The organism is Streptomyces sp. DT224 (genome assembly GCF_049844595.1).
Lineage (GTDB): Bacteria > Actinomycetota > Actinomycetes > Streptomycetales > Streptomycetaceae > Streptomyces.
In genome coordinates, this window is sequence record NZ_JBNCLI010000006.1 from 477,620 (window position 1) to 496,892 (window position 19,273).

At 72.0% G+C, this 19,273-nt stretch carries 19 protein-coding genes; 13 read left to right on the forward strand and 6 right to left on the reverse strand.

Translation table 11 applies throughout. The annotated features are described in order from the left end of the window. The first annotated feature begins 216 nt into the window (after positions 1–216). The 5 genes from ACLQ2N_RS18020 to ACLQ2N_RS18040 all read left to right on the forward strand — a co-directional run bounded on the left by ACLQ2N_RS18020 (position 217) and on the right by ACLQ2N_RS18040 (position 3,718). A complete protein-coding gene (locus tag ACLQ2N_RS18020) occupies positions 217–375 on the forward strand; it encodes a hypothetical protein (RefSeq protein ID WP_425814111.1) in 159 nt (52 codons plus the stop codon). Positions 376–599: 224 nt separating this feature from the next. Further along, a complete protein-coding gene (locus tag ACLQ2N_RS18025; protein ID WP_425814113.1) occupies positions 600–1,424 on the forward strand; it encodes an AraC family transcriptional regulator in 825 nt (274 codons plus the stop codon). 40 nt (positions 1,425–1,464) lie between these two features. Next, positions 1,465–2,004, forward strand: coding sequence for a GNAT family N-acetyltransferase (locus tag ACLQ2N_RS18030; protein ID WP_425814115.1), 540 nt, complete (start codon positions 1,465–1,467; stop codon positions 2,002–2,004). A gap of 97 nt (positions 2,005–2,101) precedes the next feature. Continuing rightward, positions 2,102–2,941, forward strand: a complete 840-nt coding sequence (locus tag ACLQ2N_RS18035; protein ID WP_425814117.1) for an NAD(P)H-binding protein — start codon at positions 2,102–2,104, stop codon at positions 2,939–2,941. 42 nt (positions 2,942–2,983) lie between these two features. Continuing rightward, positions 2,984–3,718: a Mut7-C RNAse domain-containing protein gene (locus ACLQ2N_RS18040; RefSeq protein WP_425814119.1), complete on the forward strand. Its 735-nt coding sequence runs from the start codon at positions 2,984–2,986 to the stop codon at positions 3,716–3,718. 11 nt (positions 3,719–3,729) lie between these two features. Here the strand turns inward: ACLQ2N_RS18040 and ACLQ2N_RS18045 are convergent, their stop codons facing one another. Then, on the reverse strand, positions 3,730–4,212 hold the full coding sequence (locus ACLQ2N_RS18045; protein ID WP_425814121.1) for a MarR family winged helix-turn-helix transcriptional regulator: 483 nt from the start codon (positions 4,210–4,212) through the stop codon (positions 3,730–3,732). 63 nt (positions 4,213–4,275) lie between these two features. On the opposite strand from ACLQ2N_RS18045, the gene ACLQ2N_RS18050 reads away from it, so the two are divergent. Both ACLQ2N_RS18050 and ACLQ2N_RS18055 read left to right on the forward strand, forming a co-directional pair. After that, positions 4,276–4,611, forward strand: coding sequence for a YnfA family protein (locus ACLQ2N_RS18050; RefSeq protein ID WP_425814123.1), 336 nt, complete (start codon positions 4,276–4,278; stop codon positions 4,609–4,611). Positions 4,612–4,680: 69 nt separating this feature from the next. Beyond that, positions 4,681–5,439 (forward strand): SDR family NAD(P)-dependent oxidoreductase, encoded by a 759-nt coding sequence (locus ACLQ2N_RS18055; RefSeq protein WP_425814125.1) that lies wholly within the window; start codon positions 4,681–4,683, stop codon positions 5,437–5,439. A 33-nt stretch (positions 5,440–5,472) separates the two neighbouring features. Here the strand turns inward: ACLQ2N_RS18055 and ACLQ2N_RS18060 are convergent, their stop codons facing one another. Beyond that, positions 5,473–6,666 carry an RtcB family protein gene (locus ACLQ2N_RS18060; RefSeq protein WP_425814127.1) on the reverse strand — a complete coding sequence of 398 codons (1,194 nt, stop codon included), beginning with the start codon at positions 6,664–6,666 and terminating at the stop codon, positions 5,473–5,475. Between the two features lie 171 nt (positions 6,667–6,837). On the opposite strand from ACLQ2N_RS18060, the gene ACLQ2N_RS18065 reads away from it, so the two are divergent. The 3 genes from ACLQ2N_RS18065 (at position 6,838) to ACLQ2N_RS18075 (ending at position 10,217) form a co-directional block, all read left to right on the forward strand. Beyond that, positions 6,838–7,722, forward strand: coding sequence for a DUF3558 domain-containing protein (locus tag ACLQ2N_RS18065; RefSeq protein WP_425814129.1), 885 nt, complete (start codon positions 6,838–6,840; stop codon positions 7,720–7,722). A gap of 179 nt (positions 7,723–7,901) precedes the next feature. Continuing rightward, positions 7,902–8,777 carry a DUF3558 family protein gene (locus ACLQ2N_RS18070; RefSeq protein ID WP_425814131.1) on the forward strand — a complete coding sequence of 292 codons (876 nt, stop codon included), beginning with the start codon at positions 7,902–7,904 and terminating at the stop codon, positions 8,775–8,777. Positions 8,778–8,903: 126 nt separating this feature from the next. Next, positions 8,904–10,217, forward strand: coding sequence for a DUF2637 domain-containing protein (locus tag ACLQ2N_RS18075; protein WP_425814227.1), 1,314 nt, complete (start codon positions 8,904–8,906; stop codon positions 10,215–10,217). A gap of 56 nt (positions 10,218–10,273) precedes the next feature. Here ACLQ2N_RS18075 and lysS read toward each other — a convergent pair whose 3' ends face one another. Beyond that, positions 10,274–12,034: a lysine--tRNA ligase gene (gene lysS / locus ACLQ2N_RS18080; RefSeq protein WP_425814133.1), complete on the reverse strand. Its 1,761-nt coding sequence runs from the start codon at positions 12,032–12,034 to the stop codon at positions 10,274–10,276. A gap of 131 nt (positions 12,035–12,165) precedes the next feature. Between lysS and argS the strand changes: the two genes are divergently transcribed. Beyond that, a complete protein-coding gene (argS, locus tag ACLQ2N_RS18085) occupies positions 12,166–13,935 on the forward strand; it encodes an arginine--tRNA ligase (protein ID WP_425814135.1) in 1,770 nt (589 codons plus the stop codon). Positions 13,936–13,979: 44 nt separating this feature from the next. On the opposite strand, the gene ACLQ2N_RS18090 is transcribed toward argS, so the two are convergent. Further along, on the reverse strand, positions 13,980–14,396 hold the full coding sequence (locus tag ACLQ2N_RS18090; RefSeq protein ID WP_425814137.1) for a hypothetical protein: 417 nt from the start codon (positions 14,394–14,396) through the stop codon (positions 13,980–13,982). 186 nt (positions 14,397–14,582) lie between these two features. On the opposite strand from ACLQ2N_RS18090, the gene ACLQ2N_RS18095 reads away from it, so the two are divergent. Then, positions 14,583–14,999: an ATP-binding protein gene (locus ACLQ2N_RS18095; RefSeq protein WP_425814139.1), complete on the forward strand. Its 417-nt coding sequence runs from the start codon at positions 14,583–14,585 to the stop codon at positions 14,997–14,999. Between the two features lie 11 nt (positions 15,000–15,010). Here the strand turns inward: ACLQ2N_RS18095 and ACLQ2N_RS18100 are convergent, their stop codons facing one another. Further along, positions 15,011–16,231, reverse strand: coding sequence for a phospholipase D-like domain-containing protein (locus tag ACLQ2N_RS18100; protein WP_425814141.1), 1,221 nt, complete (start codon positions 16,229–16,231; stop codon positions 15,011–15,013). A 261-nt stretch (positions 16,232–16,492) separates the two neighbouring features. Between ACLQ2N_RS18100 and ACLQ2N_RS18105 the strand changes: the two genes are divergently transcribed. Then, entirely contained in the window at positions 16,493–17,749 is a 1,257-nt protein-coding gene (locus ACLQ2N_RS18105; protein ID WP_425814143.1) for a choice-of-anchor A family protein, read from the forward strand. A 42-nt stretch (positions 17,750–17,791) separates the two neighbouring features. Here the strand turns inward: ACLQ2N_RS18105 and ACLQ2N_RS18110 are convergent, their stop codons facing one another. Then, a complete protein-coding gene (locus ACLQ2N_RS18110) occupies positions 17,792–19,234 on the reverse strand; it encodes a helix-turn-helix domain-containing protein (protein ID WP_425814145.1) in 1,443 nt (480 codons plus the stop codon). Positions 19,235–19,273 lie beyond the last annotated feature (39 nt).

Here is a 19,273-nt window from a genome sequence, read left to right on the forward strand (position 1 = left end):
CCGCTGCACAGGGGTGGCCGCTGTCGGATCGTCGTCATGGCGGAAACCGGACGGTCGTCCGAGGTGGGCCCGGACCGCGCCCCCACCTGCGCTCACCTGCTCGAAGGACACATGTAGGCCAGCCGTATCCGGCCATTCAATGGCCGAAGAATGATCTTCAGCCGCCCCGTCCGCCCTGCCGATGCAGGAGGCACCGCCCTCCCGAAGGAGGCTGCCATGGGCGACACACTCCTGACCCTGTCCATCCCCGCGCTGCTGCTCGCCAGCGGCCTGTGCACGGTGGCGCGCACCTGGTGGCGGCGCAGGCATCCCGCGCCGCCGTCCCCGTACACCCAGCAGGCCGCGCGACTGGCCGAGGGCCGGGAGCAGCCCTAGGGCGTCTGACCATTCCCGTCGTCCGCCCGGAGGGCGGGCAGGGCGGCGTCAGGTGCATCCCCAAGTTCTCGGCTGCGCTCGAACAGGGGAGACCCCACGTCTCGGCATGCCGGCCCCAGACCCCAGTACTGGATGTACTGGGGTCTGGGGCCGGTGCGGCGAGAGTGCGTGCATGGCGCCGCCGTGCAGACGGGAATGGTCAGACAGCCCTAGGATCTGCCGTCGTGGCCGGTCACGGAGGACCCCGGCGCGACACCCGGGGGATCGTCGACGCGCCCGAGCTGTTCGCGCACGTACAGTTCCGGCGCCGTGAGCCCGCGCCCGGGCTGCGGCGGTATCTGGAGCACTACTGGCTGATCGACTGGGACCTCGCGCAGCCGTACGCCTCGCACCTCGTCCCGCACCCGAGCGTCAACCTCGTCTTCGAGCGGTACTCGGGCTGCGGCGACGAGGACGCGGGGTACGCCGAGGTCGCGGGCATCGGCCTGGAGCTGTTCACGCAGAAGCTGGAGGGGCGCGGGCGGGTCTGCGGGGTGCAGTTCCGGCCGGGCGGCTTCCGCCCGTTCGCCCCCGCGGCGCCCGTCTCGCGGTGGACGGGCCGGCGGCTCCCGGCGGCCGACGTGTTCGCGCCGCCGGCGCCGCCCGCCGCCGTGCTGGACCCGGCGGCCGAGGACGACCGGATCGCCGCGCTCGACGCGTACCTGCTGGCGCTCGCACCCGAACCCGACCCGCGCGCCGATCTCGCGATGGCCCTGGTGGACCTGGTGCGCACCGACCGCACGATCCTGCGCGTGGACGGACTCGCCCGCACCGAGGGCGTGTCGGCGCGCTCCCTGCAACGGCTGTTCGCCGCGTACGTCGGGGTCGGCCCGAAGTGGGTCATCCTGCGCTACCGCATCCACGAGGCGCTGGAACGCGCCGGAACGGAGCCGGACGTGGACTGGGCGGCCCTCGCCGCCGACCTCGGCTACAGCGACCAGGCGCACCTGGTCCGGGACTTCACCGCGACGCTCGGCGTCCCGCCCACGGCGCTGGGGGGCGCCCGCTGAAGGCCGCCCCCCTGTCGGTGCCGCGTCCTACAGTGCGCTCATGACGTCTGTGCAGCGCGCCGCGGCATCATCCGTACGCATCGAGCCCTGGTCCGACGACGACCTGGACCTGCTCCGCCGGGCCAACGCGCCGGAGCTGATGGACCATCTGGGCGGGCCCGAGACGGAGGAGCAGCTGACAGCGCGCCACGCCCGTTACGTGGCCCTCAGCGCCGACCGGACGGGCCGGGGCCGCATGTTCCGCGTCGCCCTGGCCGGTGAGGCCGAGGCCGTGGGCGCCATCGGCTTCTGGGAGCGCACCTGGCGGGACCAGGAGGTGTACGAAACGGGCTGGACGGTCCTGCCGGAGTTCCAGGGCCGGGGCATCGCCTCGGCCGCGACGCGCGCGGTGGCCGACGCGGCGCGCGCCGCGCGCAGGCACCGCTATCTGCACGCCTACCCGTCCGTGGCGAACGGCCCGTCGAACGGCGTCTGCCGCAGGGCCGGCTTTACGCTGCTCGGCGAGTGCGAGATCGAGTACCCGCCCGGCCACCCGCTTCTCACCAACGACTGGCGACTCGACCTGCACGCGGACGGCTGACGGCGGATATCCCGTTTGACGGGTGCCGCCGCCTCCCGGATATTTACCTGCGTCACGCAATCTATGTGTAACGCATTCAACCATGTCGAGGAGACCCATGCTCACGCTCGTCACCGGCTGCCGCGGCCGCGTCGGCACCACGCTCACCGCCCTCCTGCACCAGTGCGGCCACTCCGTACGCGCCGCCTCGCGCAACGCCGCCGAGCTGACCCCGCCGCCCGGCGTCCCCGCCGTGACCTGCGACCTCGGCGACCCCGGCACGTTCCCCGCCGCACTGGAGGGCGTCGACTCCGTCTTCCTGTACGCGGAACCCGCGCACATCGACGCCTTCGTCACCGCCGCCCGGGCCGCCGGAGTACGCCACATCGTGCTGCTGTCCTCCAGCTCCGTCCTCGCCCCCGACCCGGCGGCCAACCCGATCGCCGCCGCGCACCACGCGGTGGAGCAGGCGCTGCTCGCCTCACCGCTCACCACGACCCTGCTGCGCCCCGGCGCCTTCGCCACCAACGCGTACGGCTGGGCGGGGTCCTTCCGCGCCGGGCGCCCCGTCGACCTGCCCTACCCCCGCAGCGAGGGCAGCCCGATCCACGAGAGCGACATCGCCGAAGCCGCCCTCGCCGCGCTCACCGACCCGGCCCTCCAGGGCGCCGCCCACCACCTCACCGGACCCGCGTCCCTCAGCGCCGCCGAGCAGGTCCGCATCCTGGCCGCCGCCACCGGCACCCCGGTCACCGTCAACGAGGTGACCCCGGCCGCCTGGAAGGAGTCCATGGCGTCCTTCATGCCGGCCGGGGTCGCCGACGGGCTGCTCGACTACTGGGCGACCACCGACGGCACGCCCGCCGAGGTGGCCGACGGGGTGGAGAAGCTGACCGGCCACCCGGCCCGCACCTTCGCCACCTGGGCCGCCGAACACGCCGCCGCCTTCCGACCCTGAAATCCACGGGCGCCGCGGGACCCCCGATGGCATCCTGACCAGGTGAACGGACCGGAGATCCACCTCGAAGTCGCCCCCGAACTCAGGCTTTTCGTGGCTCACGGGCGCCGGCAGGGGCGGACGCCGGTCGTCACCGACGGCTCGTCCACGCTCGGCCATGTCGTCGAGTCCCTGGGCATCCCGCTCACCGAGGCCGGCGCACTCCTCGTGGACGGCCGCCCCGCCCCCGCCTCGCACATCCCGGCCGCCGGGGAGCTGGTCGAGGTCCGCCCGGTGCCCCGCCCGCAGCAGGTGCCGGGGGCGCCCCTGCGCTTCCTGCTCGACGTCCACCTCGGGACCCTGGCCCGGCGGCTGCGGCTGCTCGGCGTCGACGCCGCGTACGAGAGCGAGGACATCGGCGACCCGGCCCTGGCCGCGCTCTCCGCGAAGGAGCGGCGCGTCCTGCTCTCCCGGGACCGGGGGCTGCTGCACCGCCGCGAACTCTGGGCCGGGGCGTACGTCTACAGCGACCGGCCGGACGAGCAGCTGCGGGACGTCCTGGAGCGGTTCGCCCCGGCGCTCGCCCCGTGGACCCGGTGCACCGCCTGCAACGGCCCGCTGACGGCCGCCGACAAGGACACGGTCGGCCCGCACCTGGAACACGGGACGCGCCGTACGTACGACGTGTTCGCGCAGTGCGCGGAGTGCGGGCGGGTCTACTGGCGCGGCGCGCACCACGCCCGCCTGGAGGCGATCGTCGCGGAAGCGGTCCGCGACTTCGGCCCGGTGGCGGGCTGAGGCCGCAGGCCTCAGGCGTCGCCCTCCCGCAGCCGCGCGATCTGCGTCGTGCTCAGCTCCACCGTCCGCCGCATGTGGCCGAGGAGCAGGGCGACCTCGTCGTCGTCGTACGCGTCGAACAGGGCGTCCCAGCCGCCGTTCAGCCGCTTCCACACCGCGCCGAACTCCGCCATGCGCTCGGGCACGGCCGCCACGAGCACGCGCCGCCGGTCCACGGTGTCCCGCGCCCGGGTCACGTAACCGGCCCGCACGAGCCGGTCCACCAGCCGGGTCGCCGAGCCGGTGGTGAGCCCGGTCAGCTCGGCGACGCGGCCCGTGGTGACGGGCGCCGCCTCCAGGCTGAGCAGGTTCAGGCACTGGAGGTCGGTCGGGTGCAGCCCCAGCCGGTCGGCGACGGCCTGGTTGAACAGCGCGTACGCGGCCATGTAGCGCCGCGACACGACGGACATCTCGGCCAGCAGGGCGCTGCGGCGGGGGAACTGCTTCGGCGGCATGCGGAGAGTGTACGAAGTCCCAGGTCACCGCACGGGCCCGCGCGGCCGTGGCACCCTGCTCCCATGTCCGTGCTCCGCTCCGTCGCCCTGTTCGTCCTCGCCGCGCTCTTCGAGATCGGCGGCGCCTGGCTCGTCTGGCAGGGCGTGCGCGAGCACCGGGGGTGGGCCTGGATCGGCGCGGGGATCATCGCGCTGGGCACGTACGGCTTCGTCGCGACGCTCCAGCCGGACGGCGAGTTCGGGCGGGTGCTCGCCGCGTACGGCGGGGTCTTCGTGGCGGGCTCGATCGCCTGGGGCATGGCCGCCGACGGCTACCGGCCGGACCGCTGGGACGTGGCCGGCGCGCTGGTCTGCCTGGCCGGGATGGCCGTGATCATGTACGGCCCCCGCAACCACTGACCCCGGTCCGACCGGCCTATCCTGGCCCCGTTCGACCGTATCGTTCAGCCGTCCGAGGAGAGCCCGACCATGGCCGCAACCCCCATCGCCGTCGTCACCGGAGCGAGCAGCGGCATCGGCGCCGCGACCGCCCGGCAGCTGGCGGCCTCCGGCTACCGCGTCGTGCTCACCGCCCGCCGCAAGGACCGCATCGAGGCCCTGGCCGCCGAGATCACCGAGGCCGGCCACCAGGCGACGGCCTACGCGCTGGACGTCACCGACCGCGCGGCCGTGGACGAGTTCGCCACCGCGTTCCGCTCCCTGGCGGTCCTGGTGAACAACGCGGGCGGCGCGCTGGGCGCCGACCCGGTCGCCACGGGTGACCCGCAGGACTGGCGGCAGATGTACGAGACGAACGTCATCGGCACCCTCAACGTGACCCAGGCCCTCCTGCCGGCCCTCACCGCGAGCGGCGACGGCACGGTGGTCATCCTCTCCTCGACGGCCGGCCTCTCCACCTACGAGGGCGGCGGCGGCTACGTGGCCGCCAAGCACGGCGAACACGTCCTGGCCGAGACCCTGCGCCTGGAGATCGTCGGCACCCCGGTCCGCGTCATCGAGATCGCCCCGGGCATGGTCAGGACCGAGGAGTTCGCGACCACCCGCTTCCGGGGCGACACGGAGAAGGCCGCCAAGGTCTACGCGGGCGTGGAGGCCCCCCTCACCGCCGACGACGTGGCCGACACGATCAACTGGGCGGTCACCCGCCCCAGCCACGTCAACATCGACCTCCTGGTGGTCCGCCCGCGGGCCCAGGCGTCCAACTCGAAGGTGCACCGCACGGCGTGAGGACGGCGGGGCCGGGGCGGCCCGGCCCCGGCCTCAGCCCTTCACACAGATGACCTGCTTCAGCTTGGCGACGACCTCGACCAGGTCGCGCTGCTGATCGATGACCTTCTCGATCGGCTTGTAGGCGCCCGGGATCTCGTCCACGACCCCGGAGTCCTTGCGGCACTCGACGCCCCGCGTCTGGTCCGCCAGGTCCTTCGTGGAGAACCGCTTCTTCGCCGCGTTCCGGCTCATCTTGCGGCCGGCGCCGTGCGAGGCCGAGTTGAAGGACTTCTCGTTGCCGAGGCCCTTCACGATGTACGAGCCGGTGCCCATGGAGCCCGGGATGATCCCGTAGTCGCCGGAACCGGCCCGGATCGCGCCCTTGCGGGTGACCAGCAGGTCCATCCCGTCGTACCGCTCCTCCGCCACGTAGTTGTGGTGGCAGGAGATGACCGGCTCGAAGGTGACCTTGGCCTTCTTGAACTCCTTGCGGACGACGTTCTGGAACAGCGCCATCATGACCGCGCGGTTGTGCTTCGCGTACTCCTGCGCCCAGAACAGATCGTTGCGGTACTCCCGCATCGGCTCCGTGTCCGCGAGGAAGACCGCGAGATCACGGTCGACCAGGCCCTGGTTGTGCGGCAGCCCCTGCGCCCGTCCGATGTGGAAGTCGGCCAGTTCCTTGCCGATGTTCCGCGACCCGGAGTGCAGCATCAGCCAGACCGATCCCGACTCATCGAGACAGAACTCGATGAAGTGGTTGCCACTTCCGAGCGTTCCCATCTGCTTTGTGGCCCGTTCCTGACGGAATTTGACCGCTTCGGCCACCCCGTCGAACCGCTGCCAGAAGTCGTCCCAGCCCCGGGCCGCGAGGCCGTACAGGCCGGACGGGTCGACCGGGTCGTCGTGCATCCCTCGGCCGACCGGGATGGCCTGCTCGATCTTCGAGCGGAGGCCGGACAGGTCGCCGGGGAGGTCGTTCGCGGTCAGCGAGGTCTTCACCGCGGACATGCCGCAGCCGATGTCCACGCCGACCGCCGCCGGGCAGACCGCTCCGTGCATCGCGATCACCGAGCCGACCGTGGCGCCCTTGCCGAAGTGGACGTCGGGCATGACGGCCAGGCCCTTGATCCAGGGCAGCGTGGCGACGTTGCGCAGCTGCTGCATCGCCACGTCCTCGACCGACGCCGGGTCGGTCCACATCCGGATCGGAACCTTCGCACCCGGTACTTCTACATACGACATAACCCCTCGATTCCCCCGGAAAAGTCTGAAAGCGCAAAACCGGCGCCAAGATCGGCGAAAAGTCGGTCCGACCGGCGTTCACAGCGGCGCGTGCGATACACATTGTGTCCACCGGCCGCCATCGGGCGGCAACCGTTTTTCGCACGAAGGGAGCCCAGGACCGTGCGACGAATGGCGTACGCGACCGGCGCCGTGCTCATCGCAGCGCTCGCCGCCGGCTGCACCAGCGATTCCGGAAGCGGCGACCCCGCCCCCGACGGCAAGCCGAGCACCCCGGCCGAATCCTCCGCTCCCCCGGGCAAGTACCGCACCCTCCCCGACGCCTGCCGCGCCATCCCGCGCGCCACCCTCAAGGACCTCCTGCCGGGCACCGCCGACATGCCGGAGGCCCAGCAGGACAAGGTGTTCGAGGGCGCCGCCACGGTCACGTACGACACCGACCGGCGGATCGGCTGCCGCTGGAAGTCCGACGTCCCCGAGGGCACCCGCAGCATCCACCTGGACTTCGAGCGCGTCGTCTCCTACGACACCGCCGTGAGCGACGACGACCGCGCCCGCGAGGTGTACGCGAAGAAGGAGACCGCCGCCGACCTGCCCGACTCCGGCACGGCGCCCGAGAGCCCCGACGCCTCCCCGTCCGGCTCCGGCGACCCGGACTCGGCCACGGAGGGCACGGAGGGCACGGAGGGCACGGAGGACGCAGACGGCACAGCGGGTACGGACAGCGCGGACGGTACGGACAGCGCGCACGGTACGGACGGCAAGGACGCGACCGGCGACACCGACGGCACCACCTCCGGCAGCCCCGCCGACAGCCTCCAGCCCCGGCTGCTGGACAAGCTGGGCGACAGCGCGTTCCTGGACGACGCGCTCAGCCGGGCCGGCTCCCCCGCCCGCCACCGCACCGTGAGCGTGGTCTTCCGCACATCCAACGTCATCGTGACCGTCGAGTACACCGCACAGCCGGCCATGTCCACCGAGGTTCCCGACAGCAAGGAACTCCAGGAGAAGGCCCAGGCACTGGCCCGTCAGCTGGTCGACTCGTTCAACGGCTGACGCCGTCCGGGCCGCTTCCGTACCGCTCCCCGCGCCCGCCGGCGAAGGCGGCATCCGGTCGCCGTCCGTCGTACCGTGGCCCTCCGGAGCCACCGGCGGCCGAGCGCCCCGGCCCGTCTCCGCACGGCTACCGCCGCACCACCGTCCCCCGACCGCCGCGCCATCCGAGTGAAGGAACCATGCACCGATCAGCCCCGCGACTCACCCGCATACTCGCCTGCGCCGCCGTCCCGGTGATGCTCGTCGTCGCCGGCTGCTCGTCGGACTCCGGCGACAAGAAGGACGCGGACTCCGCCGCCTCCGCCTCGCCGAGCGCGACGAAGTCGGAACCGGCCGTCGAGGCGGCGAAGTTCGCCGAGCTCCCCGACCCCTGCAAGGCGGTCGAGGCGAAGACCGTGAAGTCCCTGGTCCCCTCGGCCAAGAGCAAGAACGGCACCCGCAGCAAGTCCAGCGACACGTCCGTCCGCGCCGGCTGCTCCTGGAACGGGCTGGCCGACAAGGGTGTCAAGGGCTCCCAGTACCGCTGGCTGGACGTCGGCTTCACCCGCTTCGCCTCCGACCAGACCCTGGGCAGCGGGGCCGCCCGGGCGGGCGAGGAGTTCGACAAGCAGGTCCGCAAGAGCGAGGCGACCGATGGCGCGAAGAACGTCGCGACCGGGTCCGTCAGCGGCATCGGCGACCAGGCGACGAAGATCGCGTACGACCAGTCCAAGACGGACGAGGACTTCCGGTTCACGACGATCGTCGCCCGTACGGGGAACGTCGTCGTGGTCGTCAACTACAACGGCGCGGGTTACGCCGGTTCGAAGACGCCGTCCGCCGAGACCATCCTGAAGGGCGCCACGATGGCCGCGAAGGACGCGGTCGCGGCCGTCGCCGACGCGAACGCCGGTGGCGCCGAAAGCCCGAAGGCGACCGACAAGGCGACCGGCAAGGCGACTGACAAGGCGACCGGCAAGGCGACTGACAAGGCGACTGACAAGGCGTCCGACGACTCCTCCAAGAAGCCGTCCAGGAAGCCCAGTTCGTCGGCCACGTCGAAGTCCTCGGACTGACGCCGAGGGCCGCCCCGGCCCCTCCCCCCGCGACACCTCTCGCACACATGTGCCAGGCTGTGCCCGCCGGAACAAGCCGTCGGCGACGAGGACAAGGGAACAGGGAGGGGATGGGGGGTGGCTGCGATGCAGCTGACGCGCACGCATCGGGTGCTGATCGGCCTGGTCGTGGCCGGCGCGGTGCTGATCGCCGCGATCGGCTTCGCCGGTTCGTACGCGGCGGTGCGCGAGCTGGCCCTGAGCAAGGGGTTCGGCGACTTCTCGCTCGTCTTCCCGATCGGCATCGACGCGGGCATCTGCGTCCTGCTGGCCCTGGACCTGCTGCTCACCTGGCTGCGCATCCCTTTCCCGCTGCTGCGTCAGACGGCCTGGCTGCTGACGGCCGCGACGATCGCGTTCAACGGCGCCGCCGCCTGGCCCGACCCGCTCGGCGTCGGCATGCACGCGGTCATCCCCGTCCTCTTCGTCGTCGCTGTCGAGGCCGCCCGCCACGCCGTGGGCCGGATCGCGGACATCACGGCCGACAAGCACATGGAGGGCGTCCGCCTCACCCGGTGGCTGCTCTCCCCGGTCCCCACCTTCCGGCTGTGGCGCCGCATGAAGCTGTGGGAGCTCCGCAGCTACGAGCAGGTCATCAAGCTGGAGCAGGACCGGCTCATCTACCAGGCCCGCCTCCAGGCCCGCTACGGCCGCGCCTGGCGGCGCAGGGCGCCCGTCGAGTCCCTGATGCCGCTGCGCCTCGCGAAGTACGGCGTCCCGCTGGCCGAGACCGGCCCGGCCGGCCTGGCCGCCGCCGGCATCGAGCCGGCCCTCCTGCCCCCGGCCCCGGACCCGGCGCCGCTGCCGGAGCCCGTGCCGGAGCCGCTGCCCCAGGCCGCCCCGGCCGTGGAGACGGCCCAGCAGCACCCGGAGCTGCCGCAGACGGCGGCCCCGGAGGAGTGGCAGCAGCCCGGGGTCCCCGCACAGCCCGCCGCCGACGAGAACGACAACCCCTGGTTCCCGGCGCAGGCGACCGCCAAGGTGTACGAGGGCACGTACGACCCGGACTTCGAGGTCGAGGTCCCCGTCCCGCACCAGGTGCCCTCGGGCCCGGGCGGCCGTACCCGCCCGCTGGGCAACGTGGGCACGGTCGGGGGCACCGTCCCCGGTGGGCGGCCCGAGCAGCTGCCCGTACCGGAGCCCGTGCCCGTACCGGAGCCCGTCCAGGAGTCCGCGCAGCAGTGGACGCGGGAGGACGAGGAGTTCGCCGAGATCGCGTACGAGGTGTTCTCCGCGTTCATCGCCGAGAACAACGACTACCCGAGCGTCGCGGTGCTGGACATCCACCTGACGGACGGGCAGAACGTCCGCCACCCGCGCAGCGAGGCGCTGATCCGGCAGCTGATGCCGGCCTTCAAGCAGCGCTACCACGCGGAGCTGGAAGCCGACCACATCGCGTAGGAGAAGCACCGAGGGGCCGCCTCCCGGACGGGAGACGGCCCCTCGGCGCATCCGTGCTACGCCCCCAGCAGCCGGCGCACCCGGTCCGCCCCCACCGCGAGCAGCAGCGTGGGCAGACGCGGCCCCGTGTCGCGGCTGACGAGCAGCCGGTAGAGCAGGGCGAAGAAGGACCGCTGGGCGGTCTTCAGCTCGGGCGTCGGCTTGGCGTCGGGCTCCAGGCCCGCGAGGACCTTCGGCACGCCGTAGACGAGCGTGGTCAGGCCGTCCAGGGACCAGTGCGTGTCCAGGCCCTCCAGGAGCAGGCGCAGCGACTCGCGGCCCTCGTCGTCCAGCGAGCCGAGCAGCTCCTTGTCCGGCTCGTCGCGCACGATGGTGCGGGCCTCGGCCGGGACCTGGGTGGTGATCCAGTTCTCGGCGCGGTCGAGGCGCGGGCGGGCCTCGTCGAGCGAGGTGAGCGGGTTCGCCGGGTCCAGCTCGCTGAGGATGCGCAGCGTCTGGTCCTCGGCGCCGGCGGTGATGTCGGCGACCGAGGCGAGCGTGCGGTACGGCAGCGGGCGCGGCGTGCTCGGGAGCGCACCGGCGGCCGTGCCGATCGCGCGGCTGTACGCGGCGGCGTCGGCCGGGAGGACCGTGCCGTCGGCGACCTTGCGGGCCAGCGAGTCCCACTCGTCGTAGAGCCGCTGGATCTCCTGGTCGAAGGCGATCTTGAAGGACTGGTTGGGCCTGCGGCGGGCGTAGAGCCAGCGCAGCAGCGGGGCCTCCATGATCTTCAGGGCGTCGGCCGGGGTGGGCACGCCGCCCTTGCTGGAGGACATCTTGGCCATGCCGGAGATCCCGACGAAGGCGTACATGGGCCCGATGGGCTGGACGCCGTCGAAGACCTCGCGGACGATCTGGCCGCCGACGACGAAGGAGGAGCCGGGCGAGGAGTGGTCGACGCCGCTGGGCTCGAAGATCACACCCTCGTAGGCCCAGCGCATGGGCCAGTCGACCTTCCAGACCAGCTTGCCCCGGTTGAACTCGCTGAGCCGGACGGTCTCGGCGAAGCCGCAGGCGGTGCAGGTGTAGTTCAGCTCGGTGGTGTCGTCGTCGTACGAGGTGACGGTGGTGAGGTCCTTCTCGCAGTTGCCGCAGTAGGGCTTGTACGGGAAGTAGCCGGCGGAGCCGCCGCTGCCGTCGTCCTCGCCGGCCGCGCCGGAACCGGCCTCGGCCTCCAGCTCGGCCTCGTCCACCTTCTTCTGCTGCGGCTTCTTGCCGCCCTTGGAGCCGGCCGCCGGGTCCTTCTTGGTGCGGTAGCGGTCGAGGATGGCGTCGATGTCCGCGCGGTGGCGCATGGCGTGCAGGATCTGCTCGCGGTACGTGCCCGCGAGGTACTGCTCCGTCTGGCTGATCGGGTCGTACTCGACGCCCAGCTCGGCCAGGGACGCGGTCATGGCGGCCTTGAAGTGCTCGGCCCAGTTCGGGTACGCGGACCCGGCCGGGGCGGGCACCGAGGTCAGCGGCTTGCCGATGTGCTCGGCCCAGGACTCGTCGATGCCGGGGACGCCGTTCGGCACCTTGCGGTAGCGGTCGTAGTCGTCCCAGGAGATCAGGTGGCGCACGGTGTACCCGCGGCGGCGGATCTCGTCGGCGACCAGGTGCGGGGTCATGACCTCGCGGAGGTTGCCCAGGTGGATCGGGCCCGACGGGGAGAGGCCGGAGGCGACGACGACCGGTTTGCCAGGCGCACGACGCTCCGATTCGGCGATGACCTCGTCCGCGAAGCGGGAGACCCAGTCGGTCTCGGTGCTGCTCTGACTCTGAGCCACGGTCGGCACGTCCTTCTCTCGGGTAGGACTCGTAGGGGCACGACCATTCTCCCAGGTGCGGGCCGCAGCACGAAAACGGCTTTACACCCCGTGGGATACTGGACCGATCCTTTGTCCTCTACCGAAACGGCAGCCGGCTCATGGCCTCGGTCAATTCCCTCGCTTCCACGCTCCAGCAGCAGCTGGCGGACGCCCTGACGGCAGCACTGCCGGAAGCCGGCACCGCCGATCCGCTGCTGCGCCGAAGCGACCGGGCCGATTTCCAGGCCAACGGCATCCTGGCGCTCGCCAAGAAGCTCAAGGGCAACCCGCGCGAGCTGGCCGGCAAGGTCACCGACGCGCTCCCGGCCTCGGACCTGATCAAGGACATCGAGGTCTCGGGCCCCGGCTTCCTGAACGTCACGCTGACCGACCGGGCGATCACGGAGACCCTGGCCGCGCGTGCCGCCGACGGCGACCGGCTCGGCGTCCCGGCGAACGAGGCGGCGGGCACCACGGTCGTCGACTACGCGCAGCCCAACGTGGCCAAGGAGATGCACGTCGGTCACCTGCGGTCCGCGGTGATCGGTGACGCGATGGTGCGGATCCTGGAGTTCACCGGCGAGTCCGTGATCCGGCGCCACCACATCGGCGACTGGGGCACGCAGTTCGGCATGCTCATCCAGTATCTGATCGAGCACCCGCACGAGCTGGACCACGAGGGCGGCAAGGAGGACGGCGAAGCCGCCCAGTCGTCGCTGAACCGGCTCTACAAGGCGTCCCGGGTCCAGTTCGACTCGGACGAGGAGTTCAAGGCGCGCTCCCGGGACCGGGTGGTCGCGCTCCAGGCGGGCGACGCGGAGACGCTGGCCATGTGGCAGCGGTTCGTGGACGAGTCGAAGATCTACTTCTACTCGGTCTTCGACAAGCTCGACATGGAGATCAGCGACCCCGACATCGTCGGCGAGTCCGGCTACAACGACATGCTGGAGGAGACCTGCCGCATCCTGGAGGAGACGGGCGTCGCCGTCCGCTCCGAGGGTGCGCTGTGCGTCTTCTTCGACGACGTGCTGGGCCCCGACGGCAACAAGGTCCCGCTGATCGTCAAGAAGACGAACGGCGGTTACGGCTACGCGGCGACCGACCTCTCCGCGATCCGCGACCGGGTGCAGAACCTGAAGGCGGACAATCTGGTGTACGTGGTGGACGTACGGCAGTCCCTGCACTTCAAGATGGTCTTCGAGACGGCCCGGCGGGCCGGCTGGCTGAACGAGGACGTCAAGGCACACCACCTGCCCTTCGGTACGGTGCTCGGCAAGGACGGCAAGCCGTTCAAGACCCGTGAGGGCGTCACGGTCCGGCTGGAGGACCTGCTGGACGAGGCCGTCGAGCGGGCGACCGCGGTGGTCCGGGAGAAGGCCGAGAAGGTGGGCCTGTCCGAGCAGGAGATCGTGGAGAACGGCCGGTACGTCGGCGTGGGCGCCGTGAAGTACGCGGACCTGTCGACCTCCGCCGTGCGGGACTACAAGTTCGACCTGGACCAGATGGTGTCGCTGAGCGGCGACACGTCGGTGTACCTCCAGTACGCGTACGCGCGTATCCAGTCGATCCTGCGCAAGGCGGGCGACGCGAAGCCGGTGGCGCACCCGGAGCTGGAGCTGGCCCCGGCCGAGCGGACGCTGGGCCTGCACCTGGACCAGTTCGGCGAGGTACTGGCCGAGGTGGCCGCGCAGTACGAGCCGCACAAGCTGGCCGCGTACCTCTACCAGCTCGCGTCGCTCTACACGACGTTCTACGACCAGTGCCACGTGCTGAGCGAGGACAACCCGGCCGAGGTGGTCGAGAACCGGCTGTTCCTCTGCGACCTCACCGCCCGCACTCTGCACCGGGGCATGGCGCTGCTCGGCATCCGGACGCCCGAGCGGCTCTGAGGCCACGGGAGGGCGGGGCTTTCCGCGGCCCCGCCCTTCGGCTCCTACTCGGGCCGTCCCAGCGTCCAGCCCGAGACGTCGGACAGCCGGCCGCGCCACAGCGGCAGCCGCAGCGGGGCCGCGCCGCCGCAGACGAGGGCCGCGTCCCGCAGGTGGATCCACCGGGGCAGGAAGGGGGCGTCCTCGTCCGCCTGCGCCTCCTTGATCCCCTGGTCCACCGTCTCGGGGAACTCCGCCAGGAGATTCGCTCCCCCGCCCTCCACCTGGCGCAGGCCGCGCGCCCATTCCGCCTTCCACGCCTCGTGGCCGATCACCTCGCCGTGCAGTACCCCGGCGGGTAGGGCCAGCGTCAGTGGCAGGCCGGACCGGGGCTCACGGTCGAGCAGCTGGATCAGCAGCTGGAGCTGGAGGTCGGGAACCGGCTGGGTGACCAGGAGTGTGTCCCGGGCGGAGTCGGTCATGGGCTGTTTCCCTTCGGCCACGGCCTCGTTCCGGCGCCGTGGGCCGGAATTCCTCTGCCCCGTCTGCCCGCGGACAGGTGGGTTCAATCGTCTACCCCGCGTACGGGAAAAAGGCCGGATACGCCCGGGTCCCGAGGGAAGAAGAAGAATTCAGGCTGCTCGACGATCATTTCTCCGGGGGCGAAAATGACTGACCTCGACTCCACCGCGGTGTCACCGTCACCGCACACGAAGACGGTGGCCGCGCCCCTGCCGTCCAAGGCAGCCGACGCGCGGGCGGCGGCCAAGGCGTTCGTGGCGACGCTCGACCCACGACCGGCGGCGACGACCATCCAGGACCTGCTGCTCCTGGTGTCCGAACTGGTGACGAACGCGCTCCGGCACGCGGGCGCGGTGACCGCGCTGGCGTTCGGGGCGGACGAGGACACGCTGTACGTGCAGGTCGCCGACCCCAGTCCCGCCCGCCCGCGGCAGCGCACGCCCGACCTCCGCGGCGGTACGGGGGGTTTCGGCTGGCCTCTGATCCTCAAGCTGGCCGAGAAGGCCGACATTCGCGACCACACCCCCCGCGGCAAAGTCATTCTCGTTTCGCTGGCCCGCTGAATCGGTGTGCTTCAGAGAAAACGGCGCAGCGGTCGCACCGATGCCTCGCGGAGCCGTTGCACGAAGGGCCTGCGCCGCCACCTCCGGCCCTCGATGCGCTCGCTCACTTCCAGGTCCTCCGAGAAGTGGGCGTCGAGCGTCGCGGTGAGTTCGCGGTCCATGACCGCGAGCATGACCTCCTCGTCGTGGTCCAGGGAGCGGCGGTTGATGTTCGTGGACCCGATGAGCGCGGCGACCCGGTCGACGGTGACGACCTTGGCGTGCATCATCGTCGGCAGGTAGTGGTAGATCTTCACGCCGCACGCCGTCAGCTGCTCGTAGTACAGCTGCCCGGCGAGCTGGCAGACCCGTTTGTCGGTGTGCGGGCCCGGCAGCAGGATCTCCACCTCGACCCCGCGCCGCGCCGCCGCGCACATCAGCTCCACGAAGAAGGCGTCCGGGGCGAAGTAGGCCGTGGCGATCCTGACGCGTTCCTCGGAGGTCTCCAGGACGACCCGGAGCAGGGTCTGCATGTCCTGCCAGCCCATGCTGGCCGAGCCCCGCACCACCTGCACCACCGCGTCGCCCCGCGGCGGAATGTTCCGGAACCGGTCGCGCGCGTCGAAGAGTTCGTCGTGGCACTCGGCCCAGTTCTGCGCGAAGGCCGCGGCGAGTCCGTCGACGGCCGGGCCCCGTACGCGGACGTGCGTGTCACGCCACTCGTTCTCGTTGCGCGCGTCGCCGCACCATTCCTCGGCTATCCCGACGCCGCCGGTGAACGCGGTCTCCTCGTCCACCACGAGGACCTTGCGGTGGCAGCGGTGGTTCTGCTTCAGGGGCGACAGGTAGAGGGGCTTGCGGAACCACGCGACCTGGACGCCCGCGTCCTCCATGGCCCGCAGCTGGTCCTTCTCTATGAGCCTGCTGCCGAACCCGTCGAGCAGCAGCCGGACCCGGACCCCGGCGCGGGCGCGATCCGCCAGCGTGGCGGCGAACTCCCGCGCGATGTCGCCGCGCCAGTAGACGAACGTCATCATGTCCACGGTGTGCTCGGCGCGGCGGATGCCGTCCAGCATCGCGGCGAAGATGGCGTCCCCGTTCCGCAGCGGGACGAGCTCGTTGCCCTCGGTGGCGGCGATTCCGATGAGCCGTTCCAGCCGCCGTCTGAGGCGGTGGGCGCGCTCCACGAGGGCGGTGTCGGCAACGGGGTCCGCTGTCCGCACTTCCGGTCTGTCGTCGGTGCCGCTGGTCATGTCGTCGCTCCTCGAAGGTGGTCGGTGGCTCGGGGCAGAGACCACCTTCCCCGCGATGGGGGGCGATATGGCGGCCATCGCTCAGTGGGCGCCCGTACACATCACCAGCCGGGCCGCGTTCACCGGGCCCGTGGAGGCTGAACTCCGTAACCAATGGGGGCCGATGCCCCCATTGGTCTTGACCAATTTCCCTAAGTATGAGAATCATGACCGGAGTCGCCACAGAACCTTCATAACCGCTCCGCAGGAGACCACCGCACCATGCGCATACCGACCTCCGCCGCCCTCGCGGCGCTCGGCGGTGCCCTCGTTCTCGGGCTCACCGTCGCTCCGGCCGCCCAGGCCGCTCCCGCCTCGGCGGACTGCACGACCGACGCCTTCGGAGTCGCCGGGAAGTACGGCGAGTTCGTCCTCGGGGACGACGTCCATTCCCCCGACGCGGAAGGCGCCGTGGCGGTCGGCGGGAACGCCGACTTCAAGGGCGGGTTCAGCGTCGGCAACGAGCTGACGGCCGCTCAGGTGGACGCGCTGCCGGGCCGGGCGTCGCTCGTCGTCCGGGGCAACCTGGAGAACGGCGGTTCGGCCACCGTCGTGATGAAGGGCAACGCCGTCGTCGGCGGGACGGTCACGGGCCGGCCCGTGGATCTGCACAACGGCACCTTCGGCAAGAAGGCCGATCTGATCGACTTCGACGGCGAGTTCGCGAAGCTCCGGTCGTACTCGGACGCGCTGGCCAAGGAGTCGGCGACCTCCGGCGCCACGGTGAAGCTCGACGGCAACCGGCTGACGCTGACCGGCACGGACACCGGCCGGAACGTGTTCCCGGTCGAGGCGGCGCAGCTGGAGAAGGCGAAGGAGGTCTTCGTCGAGGTCCCGGCGGGCGCGACGACGATCGTCAACGTCACCGGCCAGACGTACGACATGCAGACGGCCGGCACGACGGGCTTCTTCCTGTCGGGCGGTCAGGACTTCGTCCTGGACGACAAGTCGCAGAGCGCGCAGGACGGCGCGATCCGCGCCAAGCTGCTGTGGAACTTCCCGAACGCCACGAAGGTCGTCAAGAACAGCCAGGCGGCCTGGCCGGGCAGCGTGCTCGCCCCGTACGCGCACCTGGAGCTCGGCAACGCCGCCCCGGTCAACGGCTCGGTGTGGGTTGCCTCGCTGCACGGCTCGGGCGGCGCGGAGACGCACCACTTCCCGTTCACCGGCTGCCTGCCCGAGGTGCCCGGCACCCCGAAGCCCGGCACGACGCCGAGCGGCACGCCCTCCACGACGCCCCCGGCGACCGGCACCCCGTCGGCCTCGGTGACGCCGTCCGGCACCACGGCCCCGTCCGCCACCCCGTCGGGCACGACGACCCCGGGCGCCCCGGCCCCGTCCGCCAGCCCGTCGCAGCCCGAGGGCGACCTGGCGACGACCGGTAGCGGCAACATGATCCCGATCACCGTCGGAGGCGCCGTGGTCGTCGCCGCCGGTGCGGGCCTCGTGGTCATGGCCCGCCGCCGCAAGCGCGCCTGATCCGCCCGAGCGGCACGCGGCCGGCTCCGGGCCGCGTGCCGCTCAGCGCTTTTCCCAGACCGAGGTGTCGTGGCGGTAGTAGTACTGAGGGCGCCCCGCGATGCTGCTCGTACGGAACGGCTTGCCGCCGTCGTCCACGCGCAGGGTGCCCGTACGGCCGCCGCTGGACCACTCCAGCTCCAGGTACCAGCTGACGTCGTGGCCCTCCACGTGCGCGTCGAGGTCGAAGACCTCCACATCGCTGGACGACACCCGGAAGGGGAAGTCCTTCGCGGGCACGGTCTCGTCGCCCTGCTTCCCGGCGACCGGCTTGAGCGCCGGGCGGCTGTCGTCCAGGTCGACGTCGAAGGACTGGGGCTCGATGCCGCTGCCGCATCCGTCGCCCATCGAGAACGCCGGCTGCTGCACGGGCGCCCGCTGGCTCAGCACCTTCACCTGGAGCCCGGTGAGGACGACGGCCTGTGCGGAGGTGCCCTGCACGGTCAGCTCCAGCTTCATCGAACCGCCGTCCACCCCGCCGAGCGCCCGCGCCCAGCCCCGGGTGCTGTTGGGCGACGGCGGGGGCGGCACGGTCGCCGGATCCTGGCCCAGCAGGTAGAACTGCCCGCAGGGCTCCTCCCAGTTGTAGGAGCTGATGGTCACCGTGGGCGGCCGCGCGACCCCGCCCCCCGGCGCGCCGGTGGTGCGCGAGGCGGTCGGCGAGGTGCGTGCGGAGGGGCCGGCCGAGCCCGTGGTGGCGGAGGCGCTGGGCCGCTTCGACGCGCTGACCGAGGGCGAGGGCGAGGGGCTGTACGGGGACGGGGAGACGGCGTCGGCGTCCTTCCCCGCCGTCGTACGGCGCGCACTCGGGGCGCCCCCGGCCGCGTCGGAACCGGTCTGCTTGAGCTGGCCGATGACCACGGCGGTCGGCACGGTGAGCGCGACGACGGCCGCGGCGGCGAGGAGCACCCGCGTACGGGCGGAGGCCCGGCGCCAACGGGAGGGGACGGGGCCCTCCTCACGTACGGGCTCAAGGGTCACGGGCTCAGGCACCGGCGCGGGCGCGGGCGCCGGCTCCGCGCGCGCAGGCTCCAGGGCCTCCGGCTCGACGCGCGCAGGCTCCAGGGTCTCCGGCTCCGCGGGCACGGGTTCCACGGCCTCCGGCTCGACGCGCGCAGGCTCCACGCCCTCCGGCTCCACGGGCACGGGCGCGGGCGTCGCAGCCTCCGCCGGAACCGGCGCTTCCGTCTTCCCCCGCCCCCGCGCCGCGTCGGCGATGATCCACCGGCGGTGGACCTCCACCATCTCGTCGGCGGTCGCCCCGCACAGACGCGCGAAGCGCTCCACGGGGGCGAACTCCCCCGGGACGGCGTCCCCGTTGCAGTACCGGTGGAGCGTCGACGTACTGACGTGCAACCGGCCCGCCAGGACCCCGTAGCTGCGCCCCGAACGGTCCTTCAGTTTCTTCAGCAGGCCCGCTAGTTCCTCGGCCTCCGGCGTCGCCACTGCGGCGTTCCCCCTCCTGGTCCGTCCCGGAACACCGTT